At 61.7% G+C, this 17,828-nt stretch carries 16 protein-coding genes; 12 read left to right on the plus strand and 4 right to left on the minus strand.

All coding sequences use genetic code 11. The annotated features are described in order from the left end of the window. The first annotated feature begins 108 nt into the window (after nucleotides 1-108). Nucleotides 109-1,170 carry a tyrosine decarboxylase MfnA gene (gene mfnA / locus HBOR_RS11620; protein ID WP_006056580.1) on the plus strand — a complete coding sequence of 354 codons (1,062 nt, stop codon included), beginning with the start codon at nucleotides 109-111 and terminating at the stop codon, nucleotides 1,168-1,170. A 157-nt stretch (nucleotides 1,171-1,327) separates the two neighbouring features. Further along, a complete protein-coding gene (locus HBOR_RS11625; RefSeq protein ID WP_174261595.1) occupies nucleotides 1,328-1,897 on the plus strand; it encodes a YqaA family protein in 570 nt (189 codons plus the stop codon). Nucleotides 1,898-2,020: 123 nt separating this feature from the next. On the opposite strand, the gene HBOR_RS11630 is transcribed toward HBOR_RS11625, so the two are convergent. Further along, nucleotides 2,021-2,422, minus strand: coding sequence for a carboxymuconolactone decarboxylase family protein (locus HBOR_RS11630; protein WP_006056578.1), 402 nt, complete (start codon nucleotides 2,420-2,422; stop codon nucleotides 2,021-2,023). Between the two features lie 493 nt (nucleotides 2,423-2,915). On the opposite strand from HBOR_RS11630, the gene metG reads away from it, so the two are divergent. The 9 genes from metG (at nucleotide 2,916) to HBOR_RS11675 (ending at nucleotide 13,823) form a co-directional block, all read left to right on the plus strand. After that, nucleotides 2,916-4,982 carry a methionine--tRNA ligase gene (metG, locus tag HBOR_RS11635; protein WP_006056576.1) on the plus strand — a complete coding sequence of 689 codons (2,067 nt, stop codon included), beginning with the start codon at nucleotides 2,916-2,918 and terminating at the stop codon, nucleotides 4,980-4,982. 362 nt (nucleotides 4,983-5,344) lie between these two features. Continuing rightward, nucleotides 5,345-5,626, plus strand: a complete 282-nt coding sequence (locus HBOR_RS20025) for an ATP-binding protein DrrA1-3 family domain-containing protein (protein WP_006056575.1) — start codon at nucleotides 5,345-5,347, stop codon at nucleotides 5,624-5,626. A 125-nt stretch (nucleotides 5,627-5,751) separates the two neighbouring features. Continuing rightward, nucleotides 5,752-7,512: a pyruvate kinase gene (gene pyk / locus HBOR_RS11645; RefSeq protein ID WP_006056574.1), complete on the plus strand. Its 1,761-nt coding sequence runs from the start codon at nucleotides 5,752-5,754 to the stop codon at nucleotides 7,510-7,512. Between the two features lie 88 nt (nucleotides 7,513-7,600). Next, nucleotides 7,601-7,831 carry a DUF7312 domain-containing protein gene (locus HBOR_RS11650; protein ID WP_006056573.1) on the plus strand — a complete coding sequence of 77 codons (231 nt, stop codon included), beginning with the start codon at nucleotides 7,601-7,603 and terminating at the stop codon, nucleotides 7,829-7,831. A gap of 124 nt (nucleotides 7,832-7,955) precedes the next feature. Then, on the plus strand, nucleotides 7,956-9,776 hold the full coding sequence (locus HBOR_RS11655) for a DUF7282 domain-containing protein (protein ID WP_006056572.1): 1,821 nt from the start codon (nucleotides 7,956-7,958) through the stop codon (nucleotides 9,774-9,776). A 39-nt stretch (nucleotides 9,777-9,815) separates the two neighbouring features. Beyond that, the gene (locus HBOR_RS11660) at nucleotides 9,816-11,000 is read left to right on the plus strand and encodes a restriction endonuclease (protein ID WP_006056571.1); all 1,185 of its coding nucleotides are present in this window, start codon (nucleotides 9,816-9,818) and stop codon (nucleotides 10,998-11,000) included. A gap of 42 nt (nucleotides 11,001-11,042) precedes the next feature. After that, a complete protein-coding gene (locus HBOR_RS11665; protein ID WP_006056570.1) occupies nucleotides 11,043-11,678 on the plus strand; it encodes an NfeD family protein in 636 nt (211 codons plus the stop codon). 94 nt (nucleotides 11,679-11,772) lie between these two features. Then, entirely contained in the window at nucleotides 11,773-12,984 is a 1,212-nt protein-coding gene (locus HBOR_RS11670; RefSeq protein ID WP_049890599.1) for an SPFH domain-containing protein, read from the plus strand. Nucleotides 12,985-13,202: 218 nt separating this feature from the next. Next, nucleotides 13,203-13,823 carry a winged helix-turn-helix transcriptional regulator gene (locus HBOR_RS11675; protein ID WP_006056568.1) on the plus strand — a complete coding sequence of 207 codons (621 nt, stop codon included), beginning with the start codon at nucleotides 13,203-13,205 and terminating at the stop codon, nucleotides 13,821-13,823. Between the two features lie 155 nt (nucleotides 13,824-13,978). Here the strand turns inward: HBOR_RS11675 and HBOR_RS11680 are convergent, their stop codons facing one another. Further along, the gene (locus tag HBOR_RS11680) at nucleotides 13,979-14,227 is read right to left on the minus strand and encodes a DUF7123 family protein (RefSeq protein ID WP_006056567.1); all 249 of its coding nucleotides are present in this window, start codon (nucleotides 14,225-14,227) and stop codon (nucleotides 13,979-13,981) included. Between the two features lie 275 nt (nucleotides 14,228-14,502). On the opposite strand from HBOR_RS11680, the gene HBOR_RS11685 reads away from it, so the two are divergent. Next, nucleotides 14,503-16,335: a flippase-like domain-containing protein gene (locus tag HBOR_RS11685; protein ID WP_006056566.1), complete on the plus strand. Its 1,833-nt coding sequence runs from the start codon at nucleotides 14,503-14,505 to the stop codon at nucleotides 16,333-16,335. A gap of 25 nt (nucleotides 16,336-16,360) precedes the next feature. Here the strand turns inward: HBOR_RS11685 and yjjX are convergent, their stop codons facing one another. Further along, nucleotides 16,361-16,867 carry an inosine/xanthosine triphosphatase gene (gene yjjX / locus HBOR_RS11690; RefSeq protein WP_006056565.1) on the minus strand — a complete coding sequence of 169 codons (507 nt, stop codon included), beginning with the start codon at nucleotides 16,865-16,867 and terminating at the stop codon, nucleotides 16,361-16,363. Between the two features lie 49 nt (nucleotides 16,868-16,916). Then, nucleotides 16,917-17,711: a cobalamin-binding protein gene (locus HBOR_RS11695; protein ID WP_006056564.1), complete on the minus strand. Its 795-nt coding sequence runs from the start codon at nucleotides 17,709-17,711 to the stop codon at nucleotides 16,917-16,919. Nucleotides 17,712-17,828: the final 117 nt, after the last annotated feature.

Below are 17,828 nucleotides of genomic sequence, written 5' to 3' on the forward strand. Positions count from 1 at the left end.
TTCGGTGTGCCGATATCGACATCTCTCTTTCTGACGCCCCTGCGGAATGGTAGTCCGGGCGTCGAACAACGGAATCCATAAACACGATGGGTACGACACGATGGCTATATGCAGCGGTCCGTTCCGCAGACGTTCGACCGCGTCCTCTCTTCGATGTGTACCGACCCGCACCCGGCGGCGCGCGCCGCGGCGGAGCGGTTTCTCGCAACGAACCCCGGCGACCCTGCCACCTACGAGGAAGTTGCCGAGTTAGAGGCGGACGCCGTCGAAACACTGGGGAAAATAACCGGCCTCGCGGACCCCCACGGGTACATCACCAGCGGCGGGACCGAGGCCAACGTTCAGGCCGTCCGAGCGGCGCGAAACCGCAGTCGTGACCGCGTCTCCGATCCGAACATCGTCGCTCCTGAGAGCGCCCACTTCTCGTTCAACAAGGCCGCCGACGTGTTGGACGTCGAACTGCGCCTCGTCCCGACAGACGAAACCCACCGGGCCGACGTTGACGCCGTCCGCGCCGCCGTAGACGACGAAACGGTGCTGGTCGTCGGTGTCGCCGGAACCACCGAGTTCGGCCGCGTAGATCCCATTCCAGAACTCGCCGCCATCGCTCACGACGCTGGAGCCTTCTGTCACGTCGATGCCGCGTGGGGCGGCTTTCTCCTCCCCTTCACCGACCACGCGTGGAATTTCGCGCACGCTCCCGTCGATTCGCTCACTATCGACCCGCACAAGTGCGGACAGGCGTGCATCCCGGCGGGCGGACTCCTGTTCCGCGACCGGAACGGACTCGACTCGTTGGCAGTCGAGACGCCGTACCTCGAATCTACTTCGCAGGCGACGCTCACGGGGACGCGAAGCGGTGCAGGTGTCGCCTCCGCCGCGGCAGCGTTGGACGAACTGTGGCCCGACGGCTACCGCCACGAGTACGACCGCGTCTCTGACCTCGCGTCGTGGTTCGCTGGCGAACTGAGAACGCGCGGATTCGACGTTGTTGATCCCGAACTTCCGCTCGTCGCCGCCGACGTGTCCGAATCCACGTTCCAGGCGCTTCGAGACCACGAATGGCGCATTTCGCGCACGGACTCGGATCTACTCCGGGTCGTCTGTATGCCGCACGTCACCCGCGACACGCTCTCGGCGTTCCTCGCCGACCTCGACGCAGTCCGGTAACTCGGCGGACGCCGACAGGCCGCGGACGCGACAGCGAGGATACGTTCGATTTCGGACGGATTTTCGAACCTCAAGACTTACATCGTCTCGTCGGGGAGGATCCGATATCGTGTCTCCCGCTATCGACGTGCTCTCGTCGGTCACGACTCCGGCGCTGCTGCTAGAGGGCGTCGCCGAACTCCTCGTGAACGGTGGTGTTGCGAGTATCTGGCCGGATTTTAGCTGGCTCTCCGCAGCGGTGGAGACGGCGACAGGATGGGTCGGGCTCGCTATCATCTTCGTCTACTCCTTTCTCATCGCGTTCATCCTTCCCGGCGTGAGCGAAGTGGTCCTGTTCGCGCCGTTGGATTTAGGATTTCCCGACTACGTTCATCTCGGACTCATCATGGTGATCAGCGGCGCTGGGAAGGCTGCCGGGAGCGTCTTCGCGTTCCACATCGGACAGGAGGCCAAAGAGTCTGGATTCATCGAAAAGCGCCTTCGTCAGTCACGGTTCGACATCATGGAGTGGACCGAGCGAAAGACGCTCGAAATCGCCCAGAAGTGGGGCTACCTCGGACTCGCTGCGGCGCTTTGTGTCCCGGGATTCCCGGATACGCTGTCGATATACGCGTTCTCCATCCTCGAAAAAGACTACCTGAAGTTCGCCGTCGCCACGTTCACCGGGAGCATCGGTCGGCTAGTCGTTACCACCGTGACGCTCTCGGGCGTCGGTATTACGGTGTGACTCGCTTCTCGCCTTCGCCCCGGAGGCAAGTCCCGGGGCATCCGCCTCGATTGTCGTGAACCGGGAAGGGTCAGCCAAATTCCCGCCGAAAAAGCCTCGAAGAGAAACGAGATAGCGACAGCCTCAGTCTCCAGCGGCTGTCGCCTGTTGCTCTTCGATGTATTCGACAATTTCGGACGTTTCCCGCTTGAACTCGTCGAGGTCGGCCTCCGATCCGTGAAGGACCGTAGAGAAGTACCGAACGGTCGCGGCGAGGTTCGTTGCCTCGGCGAGTTCCGTCTCGGTAACGTCCTCTAGTTTCGCCTCCTCGCGGTGGAAGTGGACGCAGTACGGGCAGTTCATCGCAGCCGCGGCCCCGAGTGCGACGAGCGCTTTCTCGCGGGGCGGTAGCTCCGTCTCTTCGAGTTCGAGGTCACGCACGATTCCCCAACTGTGGTCGCCAGCGGCTTCCGAGAGCAACTCAAGCCAGCTTGGAACCTGTCCGAGGTACTCTTCGATTTCCGCTTCCGTCTGTGTTGATACCATTGTCGTCACCTAGGTTTCGGCATCTCTTCCCGGTACGGTGGATACGGTGCCGTAGCGTCGCTGAAACCCATGATCGACTACAACGCGAGCGTGGATAGGGATATTTCATATTGTCATGAGAAACAGTGGCAAGTATTAGCAAGGGTTCGTCAGTAAAAACGGAGTACGCCCGACGACCCATGGATTTATTTGCCGCCATCGGCTATGCCGTTACGTGCCCGTCCATCCGTCCCGTTCGATGCGTATGCGACTTTTCTGAATAGCTCCGGGTGGACCCGACGTGCGGCCGCCGATTCGGTAATACGAGTCGTCGGCTGTGACGGCGAAACCTGATTCTACACGTATGCAGGCCGACCACAGCCTTACGAAACAGCGGGACTCACGCGAGCGGGAGCGAGTGTGACCACGTCGGAGAGAGCGAGGACGAGCGAAACGAGTCCGAACGGACCCGACGGGGTTTTGGTCTCGCCCACGAGAACCACCAGACACCATAATGAGCCACGAAGATTTCCCCACAGAGAACCCGGCGGTGGTGACGTGTGGATTGCCGTACGCCAACGGCGACCTGCACATCGGCCACCTCCGAACGTACGTCGGCGGCGACATCTACAGTCGCGCGCTGAAACGACTCGGCCAAGAGACAGCGTTCGTCAGCGGATCGGATATGCACGGGACGCCCGTCGCAGTCAACGCCGAGAAGGAGGGTGTCACACCCGAATCGTTCGCCCTCCGGCACCACGAAAAGTACAAAGAGACGTTCCCGAAGTTCGAGATCGAGTTCGACAACTACGGGCACACGCACGACGAGACGAATACGGAACTCACCCAAGAGCTTGTCCGGACCCTCGAAGACGAGGGCTACGTCTACAAGAAGCAGATTCCGGTCGCCTACGACCCCGACGCAGACCAGTGGCTTCCGGACCGTTACGTCGAGGGCACCTGTCCGTACTGCGGCGAACACGCTCGCGGCGACGAGTGCGACGAGGGATGCGGACGACATCTCGAACCCGGCGAGATAGAAGATCCGGTCTCGGCGATCACGGGCAACCCGGCCGAATACCGCGACCGGAATCACCGCTTTTTCCGCGTCACGGAACTGCAGGAGTACCTTCAGGAGTTCATCGACCGCTTGGAGGGGACATCGAACGCGCAGAACCAGCCCCGCGAATGGATCGAAGGCGAACTGCAGGACTGGTGTATCACCCGCGATATGGACTGGGGCATCGACTACCCGGGCGAGACCGAGGACGACTTAGTCCTCTACGTTTGGGTTGACGCCCCCATCGAGTACATCTCCTCGACGAAGCAGTACACAGAGCGCGCCGGTGCGGACACGTTCGATTGGGAGAAGGCGTGGAAAGAGTCAGGAGACATCGTTCACATCATCGGCCGCGACATCATCCAGCACCACACCGTCTTCTGGCCCGCGATGTTGCGCGCGACCGATCACGTCGAACCGCGCGCCGTCATGGCCTCCGGGTTCATCACGCTGAACGGGAAAGGCTTCTCCACGTCGCGTAACCGCGCCGTCTGGGCCGACGAATACCTGGACGAAGGGTTCGACCCCGCGCTGATCCGCTACTATCTCGCCACGAACGGCGGCTTCCAGCAGGACGTTGACTTTTCGTGGGAGAAGTTCCGCAACCGCGTGAACAACGAACTCGTCGGCACGGTCGGCAACTTCCTCTACCGGTCGCTGCTGTTCGCCCACCGCGAGTACGAGGGTACGCCGGACGCCGATCTCTCTGCGGAAGTCAAAGAGCGCATCTACGACGCCATCGAGGAGTTCGAGGCGGGCGTGAACGACTACTCCGTCCGCGAGGTCGGCAACAGCGTCGTTCGACTCGCCCAATTCGGTAACGAATACATTCAGGGACACGAACCGTGGAAACTCGACGACGGCGCGGAAAAACGGCAGGTCATCCGCGACTGTGTCCAGATTGCGAAAGCCATCGCCGTCCTCTTCGAACCCGTCGCGCCCGGTAAAGCGGAGAAGCTCTGGGACGACCTGAACGAAGACGGCGACGTACACGCCGTCGGCGTCGAGGCCGCACTCGACGCGCCCGCGACGACGTTCGACGAACCGTCGGAACCGTTCGAGAAAATCGACGACGAGCGCGTCGAAGAACTCAACGAGAAACTCCAAGCGCGCGTCGAGGAAGCGTCCGCGGAAACCGAAAGCGACGAGTCCGACGCCGAGGAGAGTGCAGACGTGACAGACGAACACGAACCCGTCCTCGAAGACCGAATCGGCTTCGAGGAGTTCCAAGAACTCGACCTTCGCGTCGCGGAGATTATCGACGCAGAGGGTATCGAAGGCGCAGACAAACTCGCCAAATTGACCGTCGATATCGGCGTCGAAGAGCGCCAGATCGTCGCCGGCATCAAGCAACTCCACGATCTGGACGAACTACCCGGCAAGAAAGTCATCGTCGTAGCCAACTTAGAGAAAGCCGAACTGTTCGGCGTCGAGTCGAACGGGATGGTACTCGCCGCGGGCGACCAAGCTGACCTCCTGACGACGTACGAGGACGCCGAACCCGGAACGCGAGTTCAGTAAGCGCAACTCCTGGCTTTCGGTCCGATTTTTTGAGTTCAATCAGATTGTAGGGTGCAACTGCACTACCTGTCGGGAACGACGCTGTGCACCGGGGGCATGAGAATCAGTTGGGATCTCTGCCTCACTCGTAGCCGTCGTCACTACGGCTTCAATTCATCGGCGTCCGTTCACCACGTCTCAATTCATCGGCGTCCGACTGCCACGAACCTGCGACGGGACTCGATCCGAACGGGGTTGCGAAACTCCAAGAACTAATCCAGACCGCATCGCAAAGTGGGACGACGGTACTCGTTTCGAGCCATCGACTGGAACGTGTCGCCGCCGCCGCAGACCGTATCGGCGTCCTCATCGACGGCGACTTCGTGACTATCGACAGCGTCTCGGCAATCCGTGAGCAGACTGGTGCCACGATTGAACTTTCAGTCGAACTGGCCGAAGCGCGAGACGACGTCCGGCAGGCCATCTCGGAGATTGAAGGTGTCGAAAACGTGGCCGCCTCCGAAACGGAATTACAGATCGTCTGCGACTCCTCAACGAAATCCACGGTACTCAACATGCTGGTGCGACACGGAGTAGAAGTCGTGGACTTCACCGCAAGCGAACCGGATCTCACCGACGCATTTCGAGAATTGACATTCTCTTGAATTTTTATGGCCTGTTCGGCCCCGCTTCCGGCGGCAGATAGCATACATAGACTACGTATGTGAACACCTTACTCGACTCCGAGTTCATCATCGGGCTTTTTACTCGCTCGGCTGTAGTCGGTGCTATGAGAAATGCGAAAATCGTCTGTACGCTCGGACCGGCGTCCGACGACCAGGCGACGATTCGGGCGCTCTCCGACGCAGGGATGAGCGTTGCCCGTCTGAACGCCAGTCACGGCACGCCGGAGCACAGAGCCGAGGTCATCGACCGCATTCGAACGGTTGACGACGCTACCACGGAACCACTCGCCGCGATGGTGGATCTACAGGGTCCCGAAGTGCGGACCGCACCCATCGACGAACCGATCCACCTCGACACGGGGAGCGAAGTCCGATTCATCGAAGGCGACGAGGCAACGCCAGCGGAAGTCGGCGTCTCTCACCCCATCGATGCCGCCGAGAAGGGCGATACGATCCTCCTCGACGACGGACGCATCGAGGCCACCGTCGAACGCGTCGAGGGCGGCGCGGTCGTCGCCTACATCGACTCGGGCGGCGAACTCGGCAGTCGCAAGGGCGTCAACCTGCCGGGCGTCAAACTCGATATCGACCTCATCACCGAGGGCGACCGGCGCGAACTCGAAGTCGCCGCCGAGAAGAACGCAGACTTCGTGGCCGCCTCGTTCGTCCGCTCTGCGGAAGACGTGTACACGATCAGCGACGCACTGGAGAACCTCGGCGCTGACATCCCCGTCGTGGCGAAAATCGAACGCGCGGGTGCCGTCGAGAACCTCGAAGAGATCATCGAGGCATCCTACGGCGTGATGGTCGCCCGCGGTGACCTCGGTGTCGAGATGCCGCTCGAAGAAGTTCCGATCATTCAAAAGCGCATCATCCGCCGGTGTCACGCGACGGGCACGCCCGTGATCACCGCCACGGAGATGCTCGACTCGATGGTTCACTCGCGGCGACCGACCCGCGCAGAGGCCTCTGACGTTGCCAACGCCGTCCTCGACGGTACCGACGCCGTGATGCTCTCCGGCGAGACGGCCATCGGTGACAATCCCGTCCGCGTCGTAGAGACGATGGACAGCATCGTCCGACAGGTCGAATCCAGTCCCGAGTACGGAGAGAATCAAGAGCAACACGTCCCGGTCGCCGAAGACGACTCCCGGACGGAAGCGCTCGCACGCTCCGCGCGGTATCTCTCCCGTGACGTGAACGCCAGCGCGATTGTCGCCGCTTCCGAGTCGGGGTACACCGCACGGAAGACCGCGAAGTTCCGCCCCGGCGTTCCCGTCGTCGCCACGACACCGAACGACCGCGTGCGCCGTCAACTCGCGCTCTCGTGGGGTGTCATCCCCAAGTACGCCGACTACCGCGCCGGTATCGACGATATCATGGACGACGCCGTTGACGCCGCTCTCGACGCCGACGTAGCCGACTCGGGCGATACGCTCGTCGTCCTTTCGGGGATGATGACCGAATTAGAAGGGACGAACACGACGAACATGCTCAAAGTCCACGTCGCCGCGGAGGCCGTCGCCACCGGACGGAAGGTGGTCGGCGGACGCATCTCCGGACCGCTGGCGATCACGTCTGACGGCGACCTCTCGGACGTTCCCGACGGAGCGCTTCTCGCCCTCCCCGCAGAATTCGACGGCGAGTTCCACGGTGATGCGAAGAAACTCGGCGGAATCATCGATGCACGCCCCGGCATGACCGGCTATCCGGCCCTCGTCGCCCGTGAACTCGATCTTCCGATGGTTTCGGGCGCACCGCTCCCCGAGAGCATCGAACCCGGAACCGAACTCACTCTCCACGCCGAACGTGGCGTCGTCTACGAGGGCAACGTCCTCAAGCACGAATCCACGCGCGATCCGTAGTCGATCTCTCTAACGGACATTCGGTGCAGAACTGACGGACGCCGCCGTGGCGGTAGGCCTTTGACGACCCGTCTCTTAGCGTCGCGTGATGGATACCCGCGACGATGTCGAAAACCGCCGGGACGACCCCAGCGATTCGAACCGGCCCGATAGCGCCGGGGGACGGAGCGAACCGGACGGGGTGGCTGTCGAAGACGCGCTCGAAGACGAGCGACCGGAACTCGGCCCGCTCGAACCCGGGACACCGACTGCGGAAAACGTTCTCTTCGTGATCCTCGGTGCGCTCGCCACCGTTCTCCTGTTCGTAACCGCGTTCTGAACCGGACAACGGCCGGATTTGGTGAATACGTGTCATTTTATCTGTCAAATTATCAGTTCTGAATACTCGACCGCAGTCTTTTATTTAGGATGCCGGGTAGTGAGGGGTAACTGCCGCTCTCCCGATGCAATCGATACGCACTCTCACGGCGTTGGCCGCAGTAGTACTGCTCGTCACCGCCGGACCTGCCCCCGCATTCGCCCTCTCGCCCGATGAGCACGCGCACTCGTCTGTCGAGGTGGACGCGTCCGCACAGTCTACGTTCGCACAAACGGACGACTCTGCCTCCGGGTCGTTCGGTAGTGGCGACATAACCGTCACTCGCGGCGACGAAGTGACGTTCACCGTCAGCCACTCCGGACCCGCGAACGTCACCATCGGCGGCCCGAACAACGGACTCAACCTCCGCATCCATCTCGGTGGGAGTGGAAGTTCTGAGATTACGATCGACACGTACGCGACGAATAAGAACGCAAGCGAGTTTGTCGATGGCGGGTCTCCTGAACTGCTGTCTGGAAAGCTGTCGAAACCGCTCGAACCGGCCGACTACTTCATGAACGTCAGCGTGGGTGGCGACGAACGCGACGTGACGACGCTCACGGTCGAACCGCGCGGTGAGATGTCTGCCGAGTCGCTCATCGCCCCCTCGACAGTTTCCCCGCCAGCATCTTCATCGGGCAAAGAAGGGGATGCAGACCTCGGTGACCTTGGGGGAGTTCTATCCAGCGACAATCGTCTCGCCCCCGGAGAGTACGCCGTGATGAAAGTCCACGAGTCTAGCTTGGAAACGTCGCTGAACGCCGAAGCGCTGTCCGGTAACGACGCGTCCAACGGGATCAAGTTGAACGTCACGCAGACCAATCCCGGCCCGAACCGAGACCCGAGGGAGTACGTCGCCACCGCGGATCCTGAAGCGAACGTCACTGTCCTCCCGCAGTTCGAACAAGACACGGTGTACTTCGTCTTAGACACCTCGAAACTCCCCGTTCAAAAGCAGAGCGAGTGGAACAAGTACAAGATGCGCTTGGCGCTCACCGAGGAGAACAGTCTGGTCGATGAGGACACAGTCGTCGCCGAGACGGCGTTCCAACTCGACAAGCCGAAAGTGACGCTGTCGCCGGTGAATGATTCGGTCCACTACCCGTGGGACCCCGACACGTTCACCGTCCGCGGGACGACGACGCGTGCGCCGAACACGACGCTCGAAGTGCGTCTGCGGTCGCCGAAACCCGATGCGTTCCTCCTCATCGAGGACGCGACGGTGGATGCAAACCGGGAGTACGAGGCGACGTTCGACCTGAGTGACGTGACTCGCGGCGTGAACGCGACGCTCTGGACGGAGGACGTGCGTTCCGGCGACCAGTTCTTCTTGAAGACCGCACAGGAGGTATCACTCGTCGCACCGAACGCGTCCGTCCGGTTCGAGAATCAATCCTCGGACGGTGCGCAGGTGTCGCTGTCTCATGTTGAAGTGCCCGAAGGCGGATTCGTCCGCATTCACGACGCCAAAGGCAACGGAGTCGGCCGCTCGGACTACCTCGCTCCGGGGCGATACGAGAACGTGAGCGCAGAGTTGTCGCTTCCGCTGTACAACGAGCAGACGCTCCGTGCCGAACTCGTGACCGACGACGGCGACGAGGCGTACTCCGAGAACGACACCGAGTACCGACGGTCCGACTGGGTCGTAAACGACACCGCGCGCATCGAGTTCGGTGCGCCGCCGACGGAGACACCGACCACTCAAACGCAGACGGCGACACCGACGCCCACCCCGACGCCGACGCCTACCGCGACGCCCTACCCCGTACAGACGGAGGAACCGTTGGAACCCTCCGGGGAGTCCACCGGGACGGGGATTCCGTTGTCACCGGCAGTGGCCGTCGTCGCACTCTTGGCGGCCGCCGGACTCCTCGTCCGCCGAACTGAGGGGGAGAAAGACGAATGAGAGAGAGACAGATCGAACTGACGGCAGCTGAGGTGTGCGATGGATAAACTACCGGAACTCGAACCGGACGCGTTCGTCTCATTCCTTGAGGATCTGTGGAACGAGCGCGGGTGGGATACCTCGGTGAAACAGCGCCCCGACGAGACGTTCTTCATCATCGGCAAGCGCGGCGACGGGAAGCGCGGTGTCCTATACGTGTTCCCGACGGTCGAATCGCACGTCAAAGAAAAGCACATGAAGCAGTTCGTCGGGTTCTGCCGGAAGAAGGGAATCGACGTGGGTGTCGTTGCGACGCAGGGCGCGTACGCCGATCCGAGCCGGCAGATAGCTGAATCGAAGGGGATCCACCTCTTAGACCGCGAGACACTCGCTGGAACCGTCAAGGAGGGTGGATTCGAAGACATCCTCGCCGAATACACCGGCGGCAGTGGTGGTCCCATCGGTGCAGTCCTCGCAACCCTTCAGTCGTACGGTGTCCCCGTTCCCGATACGCTCCCGTTCGATCTCCCGTCGTTCGACACGCAAGACATCATCGCTCGTCTGCCAATTGGCGACGACGCAGACGCATCCGGCGAAGGTGAGTCGGTGGGTGAGCCACAGCAAGGCGGCTTTGACAGTAGCACCGACGGTGACGGAGACAGCGAGTCATCGCTCCCCGGCCCGTTGACGAGCATCCCCCGACCGAACATCGTTCTCCCGGTGGCGCTTTTGCTCCTCATCGTCTTCTTGGTCGGGTCAGCTGTCGGTCCGACCCTCGGTCTTCCGGTCATCGGGGGTGGAAGTGGGGGCACGAGTGGAGATGCGGTGTCCGTCTCCGCGCTCTCGACCGCCGGGGCGAATGCGACGGCCGAAGTGCGGTGGAACTCGCGGACGACGAAGACGCTGACTGTGAACGGAACAACGTACACGGCCCCGGAAAACGAGACGTTCGTCCTCGTCAGGATGAACGTGACCAACCACAACGAGTCGCCGATGTCGTTCGGTCAGTCGTCGCTGGCGCTGGAAGTCGCCGGTGAACGGTACGGCTACCAGCCGCTGAACGGCACGACCGGATTCGCGGAGGGCGGCCTGTTCGCACCGAACGACCCCAGAGAAGTGTGGCTCGCGTTCACCGTCCCGAAGGACGCGACGAGCGGAACACTCGTCCTCAGAGACGCCGACCTAGCGGTTCGGTTCGTCCACGACAGCAGTATCGAACCCGAGGCGACGGAGCCATCGCCGTAACAGGGTGACAACGCTTAATCAATGCCCTTCCCTAGTTCCGGTATGCTACGGTCGCCGCTCACGGCGTTCCTGCAACCGACTATTCCGCCGGACTTACTCCCGTACATGCTCATCGTTGCGGGAATCGGTGTTTCGCTTGCAGAAGCGTTAGCACCGGGCGCGCATCTCATCGTTCTCGGCGTTGCGCTGTTAGCAGCAGGACTGATCGGACTGCTCCTCGGGCCGTCACTTGCAGGCCCTATCGTCCTGGGCGTTCTCGTACTCGTGTTCGGTGCACTCGCACTGTACGGCTACCGCGAATTCGACCTGTACGGCGGGAAAGGAAGCGGAAAGACGAGCGATTCGGCGTCGCTCAAAGGCCGAACCGCCCGCGTCACAGAACGCGTCACACCGACGCAGGGAGAGGTCAAACTCGACGAGGGGGGCGGATTTAACCCGTACTACGCCGCCCGGTCGGTCAGCGGCGAGATTCCGGAGGGAAGCGAGGTGATGGTCGTTGATCCGGGTGGCGGTAACGTCATCACCGTCGAATCCTTCGAAGGAACGCTCGACGACATTGACAGAGAACTCGCACGAGGGCGGTCGAACGACGGTGAGGGGCGGTCGAGCAGTGACGACGAAGATGGGGAGACAGTGACTGACGACAGCGAGACGGAGACCGAACAAGCCAAAGACTAGTCACAGAACGGACACAGCGTCCGGCACAAACGCCGGACGCGGTTGTAACGGGCGAACTCTTATTTAACCAACACACCAAGCCCCAGCTATGGTACTGGACCCCGTTGTATTACAGGCAGGCACACTCGGCGCATACATGGTCGGGTTACTCGTCCTGCTGCTCGCGGTTGTGACCGTCTATCAGATGGTCGAAATCGTGGATGCATACGAAAAGAAGGCACTCACCGTCTTCGGTGAGTACCGCAAACTGCTCGAACCGGGTATCAACTTCATCCCGCCGTTCGTCTCACGGACGTACGCGTTCGACATGCGGACGCAGACACTCGACGTGCCTCGACAGGAAGCGATTACCCGAGACAACTCGCCTGTCACCGCCGACGCCGTCGTCTACATCAAGGTGATGGACGCCCGCAAGGCGTTCCTCGAAGTTGACGACTACAAAAAGGCCGTCTCGAATCTCGCGCAGACGACGCTCCGTGCCGTGCTCGGTGACATGGAACTCGACGACACGCTGAACAAGCGACAGGAGATTAACGCCCGGATCCGGAAGGAACTGGACGAACCCACGGACGAGTGGGGTGTTCGCGTCGAGAGCGTCGAAGTCCGCGAGGTCAACCCCTCCCAAGACGTCCAGCAGGCGATGGAGCAGCAGACCTCCGCGGAACGTCGCCGCCGTGCGATGATCCTCGAAGCGCAGGGTGAACGGCGCTCTGCCGTCGAACAGGCCGAAGGTGAAAAGCAGTCGAACATCATCCGCGCACAGGGTGAAAAGCAGAGCCAGATCCTCGAAGCGCAGGGTGACGCGATTTCGACCGTTCTCCGTGCGAAATCCGCCGAATCGATGGGCGAGCGCGCCATCATCGAGAAAGGAATGGAGACGCTCGAACACATCGGCCAGGGCGAATCCACGACGTTCGTCCTCCCGCAGGAACTCACCAGTCTCGTCGGTCGGTACGGCCGACAGCTCACTGATTCGGACGTGCAGGAGCAGGCTGGACTCGACAGTCTCGACTTCGATGAGGAGACGCGCGAACTCATCGGCCTAGACGACATCGAAGAGATTCTCGGCCAGATCGACGAGGCGGCCGAGATGAACGTCGAAGAACTCGAACAGGAGGCGCAAGCGATCAAAGAAGGCGCAGATCCCGACATCAAGAGCCCGGACGAAGTCGTCGCGGAAGCTGATGCCGAGGACAAATCCAGCATCAAGGAAGCCGACGAAGTAGTCGCTGAAGCCGACGGTGAATCAAACGGTTCAGCGGACGGAACCAGCGACGAAGAGCGGGAAACAGAAAAAGAAGTGTAGGTCTTCCCTCCCGGGCACCCCCGCTCGGACGATTGCTGATCGGATGTGCGACACCTAATCGAATGAACAATTTTTGATCGGATTTCTGATCGGATACGAAAACAGAGCGGGAAAACGAAAACGGGAGCGAGAACGTTCTCAAAAACCGACCGAAGGCCCGCTCGCCTATTGGAGCGAAGCGTTTTTGTCGAAAAGATTCCAATTGAGGGTACAAACAGATGACGGATAGAGGCGTGGACGAAGAGAAACGCGCGACGCTCCGCCGGTTCGCCGCACTCGGCGCGGCGACACCGTTCGTCGGCATCGGATCGGCCGAGACGGACGACGACGCCGAATCGGGGAGTGACACGCGCGACGCCATCGTCGGCTACATCGCCTCGACGCCGGGCGCACACTTCTCGAAAGTTCGAGACGACTTACAACTCGGCACTGGCGAGACACAGTACCACCTGCGCCGTCTTGTCGAAGACGACATCGTCGAGTACCGCAGAGACGGCGACTACAAGCGGTTCTTTTCGGCCGGACGATTCACCGACTTCGAGCAGACGGCACTCGGCTATCTCCGTCGCAGCACCGCGCGCGGAATGCTCGTTGCACTCCTGAGGGACCCCGACGCCACCGGGTCCGAACTCGCCGCAGCGTTGGATGTCTCCCGCGCGACAGTGAGTAACTACGCGCGAAAGCTCGACGAAGTGGGTCTTCTCTCACGTGACGACGGATACGCTATCGCCCAACCGGAGACGGTTATCACGCTCTTAGTCCGCTACGCCGACTCGTTCGGCCCCGACGCTGCTGCACTCGCAGACGACGCCGCGGATCTCATTCAGTACGATCCCTGACCCGACTCAACGCTCGTACCGATTCCGAGCGCGGTTTGTACTTCAGTTGCATATAAAAGAGCGACAGCCCCGATTGACGACGGGGGCGCAGAACTATCAGTGAGACGAGACCGTGCCGCAGTCCAAGCGTCTGGGCACGATGAGTTGCCGATGGATTAGACGGTGACCTTCCACGTCGTTCCCGAGGAGTATCCCCACTTCTCGATGGTAACGTCGAACTCGCCGTCGATGATAGCGCGCATGTTCGCGCCGACTTCTTTCGCCGACAGGCCGAGTTCTTGGGCGATGAGGCGTGATTTGAAGTACGTTTGTTCCGGTGCGTTCGTCCGGAGATACTGGAGGATGTTCCGTTGTTTCTCCGAGAGGTCGGTGGTCGGTGCGGCGTTCGAGGCGGTGGCGCTCATATCTGGAGGGATGCATGGAACGGGTATGAGGGGTTTGGTACGAGTGGTTAACACGCCGCCGTCATGCGATTTCGTCCATCCACCAGCGCCGTATGCACCGCTACCAAGGGGGCCACGGTACGGTCGGCTAACATGCTCCGATTGGAGAGCGTACAGCAGCGGTGACTAACTGGGAACGTCGAACTCGCCGTCGTTGATAGACGGACGCCACGTATCGGGGCCATACCGCACCCAAGGCAGAAAATACATACGCAGTGACGGGAGATACAGAGTCAATGGGTCGCCCGACCGCCGAGCAGTCGGCAGCGGTAGCAGTCAGCGTTGTCCTCCCCGCCTACAACGAAGCAAACACTATCGAAGACACCGTAGAGACGACGCTCCAAACGCTCTCGTCGTTCCTCCCGGCGGGCACCTTCGAGGTCATCGTGGCCGAAGACGGCTGCGACGACCGAACGCCTGAATTGGCCGAGCAGATGGCTGCCGACGACAGCCGGATCCGACACTTCCACAGCGATGACCGTCTCGGCCGCGGTGGCGCGCTCGAACACGCCTTCGCGGCCGCCGACGGCGACACGTTGGTCTACTTCGACACCGACCTCGCCACGGATATGGATCACCTCGAAGAGTTGGTCGAACGCGTCCGCTCGGGCGAATACGACGTTGCGACCGGGTCGCGGTGGATGCCCGGAAACGTCGCCGACCGCCCCGCAAAACGCGGCGTTCCGAGTCGCGGATACAACCTCCTCGTCCGGACGTTTCTCGATTCGTCACTCCGCGACCACCAGTGCGGGTTCAAGGCGTTCAGCCGCGAGGTGTTCGAGGATCTGCGCGAGGATGTCGAGGACAACCACTGGTTCTGGGACACCGAGATGCTCGTGCGCGCCCAACGCGCGGGCTACCGCGTTGACGAGTTCCCGGTTCGGTGGACGCCGAAAGGAGACACGAAGGTAGATTTGGTCCGCGACGTGTTCGGGATGGGGAGTCAGATACTCCGAACGTGGTGGCAACTGATGGTTCGTCCGCGCATCACTCGCCGTGTCACACTCGTCGCTGGCGGGGTGCTCACAATCCTCGCGTTGCTGTTGATGACGCAATATATCAACTTCGAACAGGTCCTCGAAAAGATGGGGAACGCCGATCCCGTCCTCGTCGGTGTGGCGACGCTCATCTACGCTCTCTCGTGGCCGCTTCGGGGACTCCGCTACCGGGACATCCTCTCGGAGTTGGGCTTTCACGAGAAGGCGAGTTTCCTCACCGGTGCGGTGTTTATCAGTCAGACAGGGAATCTCGTCTTCCCGGCACGTCTCGGTGACTTCATCCGTGCGTATGTGGTGAAAGCTCGCCGAGGCATTCCCTACGCCTCCGGATTCGCCTCATTGGCGGCAGAACGCGTGTTCGACCTCCTGACGATCACCGCACTCGCCGGAATCGTCCTCATCGGCTACACCGCCACCGGCCAAACGGCCGAACTCGCACAGACCGTCGTCGGTGCCAAAGGGGCCGAACAAGTGGCCGTGCTCGTCGCCATCGTCGTTGCACTCGCCGCCATCGTCGCCGTCGTCACCATCGTTGCCTCCGCGCGGTCCGACAGCAACATCGCCGGGTCGTTAGTTCGCCGGGCGAGTTCAGACTCCTACGCGGAGTTCGTCGCCGGTATCGTCGAACGGTTCGTCGGCGACTTACAGTCCGTCGCGGGGACGCGCCGCGGGTTCGTCCGGATCAGCGTCTCAAGCCTGGCCATCTGGACGCTCGACGTGGTGACCGCGATGCTGGTCCTCGCGGCGTTCGAACCGGGACTCGCCACTGTCGAACTCGTCTCGGTGAGTTTCTTCGCCGTCAGCGTCGGCAACTTGGCGAAAGTGCTGCCACTCTCACCCGGTGGCGTCGGCCTGTACGAGGGCGCGTTCACGCTCCTCGTCATCGGTCTGACACCGGTCGGGTACCAAGTCGCCATCGGTGCGGCCATCCTCGACCACGCCGTAAAGAACATCGTCACCGTCATCGGCGGCTACGGCTCGATGATCGGTCTGAACGTCTCGCTGACGACGGCGGTCGAAGAGTCACGAGAGGTCCGAGAGGCGCGTGAGGAAGCCGCAGAACTGGATTAACTCAATCCAGTGTCTTTCTGCTTGTTCAGTAGAGATCGCTGAGGAACGGTGCAGCGGCCGAGACGACGGCTGATTCGAGAGCATCGGTTCGGGTGAGTCGCCCACCGGTGAACGCGCCCGCGGCACCCTGTTTCTTCGCTACGTCCTCGGTTCCGAGTACGTCGTCCATCACCGGTCCGAGTTCCTCGCCTGCCGCGATGCGGTCGGCGACGGCGTCCGGGAGGCGAAGGCTCGGTCCCGAACCGCGGCCCCAGCGGTCACCGTCGGTCACTGCGGCCCACATCACGAGAAATGGGTCCGATCCGCCCTCGAACCGTGCGACGCCGCCCTCGATGCCAACGCCGAGGTCGTACGGGCCGATGCCGAGACAGGCCGCCGCGCGATTCTCCGCACCGGTTCGGGTCTCATCGTGGCCGGTCGGTTGCTCTGCGACACCCGACGGGACCGGTTCGGCGACGACAGACGCCTCAGAGAAGACTCTCGCCGTCGCATCGCGTTTGACCGGGTTCCCGCTCCCGACTGCGATTCTCATGCGTTGACGTTGTCAGCGACCGATTTGGGCCTGTCGTTACACACCGGTGTTAGTGCCCGCCATCGGTGTCGGCGTGCTGATGTGAGTCGCTATGAAGCAGGTCAGCTAACGCCTCGATACCGTCAAGCAGGTTTGGACTCGGTTGGTTCAACAGGGAATCATCGAGGACGTGAACCGTCGCGTCAACGTCCCATCCGCGCTCGGAGAACAAACCGGGCGAGACACGGTCACCGTGGCCGCAGAGATGGAGGACGACGTGGTCAGGGGCTGCGCCTTCGACTACCTCGCGGGACACCTCACGGGAGCGCTCACCCGGTTTAACGAACGGACAGCGTCCGCCCGCGGCCGCGACGGCGTCGGGAACCCAGTTACCGGCGGCCATCGGCGGATCGGACCACTCCTCACAGTAGACAATCGGCCGGGAGTCAGAGTCGCTAGGGACTCGGGTCGCTACGGTTTCGAGACGCGCTCTGCTCGCCTCGGCGAGTTGCTCGCCTGCTGCCGGACGGCCGACGGCGGACCCCAGTGACTCGAACGATTCCACAACGTCGGTCAATCGCTCGGGTTCGTCGTGATAGACGGCGTAGCCTCGCTCGCGGAGTTCGTCCCGAATCTCCGACTGGAGGTCGTCGCTAGTACAGACGAGATCCGGGTCCAACTCCGCAAGGCGGTCGTAGTTAGGGTTCAACCACCCGCCCACGACTGGTGCGTCGAAGTCGCAATGGGCCGTCACGCCGACGAGACAGTCCCCGGCACCCATCGCGGTCAGTGTCGCCGTCGAACTCGGAGCGAGAGAGACGACACGGGGTGTCGTTTCCGCACCCGCTGATCCCATCTCAGACATACTCGAACGACGCTCCCCGTCACCGAAGTACGTTCCGCGTCGTAAGTAGTATATAAATGTGTACGACAATTGTTCACAAACGCGGACTGGAAGGCCTGTGCGCTCGTTTCGCGCGAG

This window comes from Halogeometricum borinquense DSM 11551 (genome assembly GCF_000172995.2).
GTDB lineage: Archaea > Halobacteriota > Halobacteria > Halobacteriales > Haloferacaceae > Halogeometricum > Halogeometricum borinquense.

What these genes read in the sequence shown, in the direction of transcription:
- HBOR_RS11655 (WP_006056572.1), top strand. Translation starts at nt 7,956, where the DNA reads ATGCAATCGATACGCACTCTCACGGCGTTGGCCGCAGTAGTACTGCTC.
- metG (WP_006056576.1), top strand. Translation starts at nt 2,916, where the DNA reads ATGAGCCACGAAGATTTCCCCACAGAGAACCCGGCGGTGGTGACGTGT.
- HBOR_RS11695 (WP_006056564.1), bottom strand. Translation starts at nt 17,711, where the DNA reads ATGTCTGAGATGGGATCAGCGGGTGCGGAAACGACACCCCGTGTCGTC.
- HBOR_RS11660 (WP_006056571.1), top strand. Translation starts at nt 9,816, where the DNA reads ATGGATAAACTACCGGAACTCGAACCGGACGCGTTCGTCTCATTCCTT.
- HBOR_RS11680 (WP_006056567.1), bottom strand. Translation starts at nt 14,227, where the DNA reads ATGAGCGCCACCGCCTCGAACGCCGCACCGACCACCGACCTCTCGGAG.
- mfnA (WP_006056580.1), top strand. Translation starts at nt 109, where the DNA reads ATGCAGCGGTCCGTTCCGCAGACGTTCGACCGCGTCCTCTCTTCGATG.
- pyk (WP_006056574.1), top strand. Translation starts at nt 5,752, where the DNA reads ATGAGAAATGCGAAAATCGTCTGTACGCTCGGACCGGCGTCCGACGAC.
- HBOR_RS11675 (WP_006056568.1), top strand. Translation starts at nt 13,203, where the DNA reads ATGACGGATAGAGGCGTGGACGAAGAGAAACGCGCGACGCTCCGCCGG.
- HBOR_RS11685 (WP_006056566.1), top strand. Translation starts at nt 14,503, where the DNA reads ATGGGTCGCCCGACCGCCGAGCAGTCGGCAGCGGTAGCAGTCAGCGTT.
- HBOR_RS11650 (WP_006056573.1), top strand. Translation starts at nt 7,601, where the DNA reads ATGGATACCCGCGACGATGTCGAAAACCGCCGGGACGACCCCAGCGAT.
- yjjX (WP_006056565.1), bottom strand. Translation starts at nt 16,867, where the DNA reads ATGAGAATCGCAGTCGGGAGCGGGAACCCGGTCAAACGCGATGCGACG.
- HBOR_RS11630 (WP_006056578.1), bottom strand. Translation starts at nt 2,422, where the DNA reads ATGGTATCAACACAGACGGAAGCGGAAATCGAAGAGTACCTCGGACAG.
- HBOR_RS11665 (WP_006056570.1), top strand. Translation starts at nt 11,043, where the DNA reads ATGCTACGGTCGCCGCTCACGGCGTTCCTGCAACCGACTATTCCGCCG.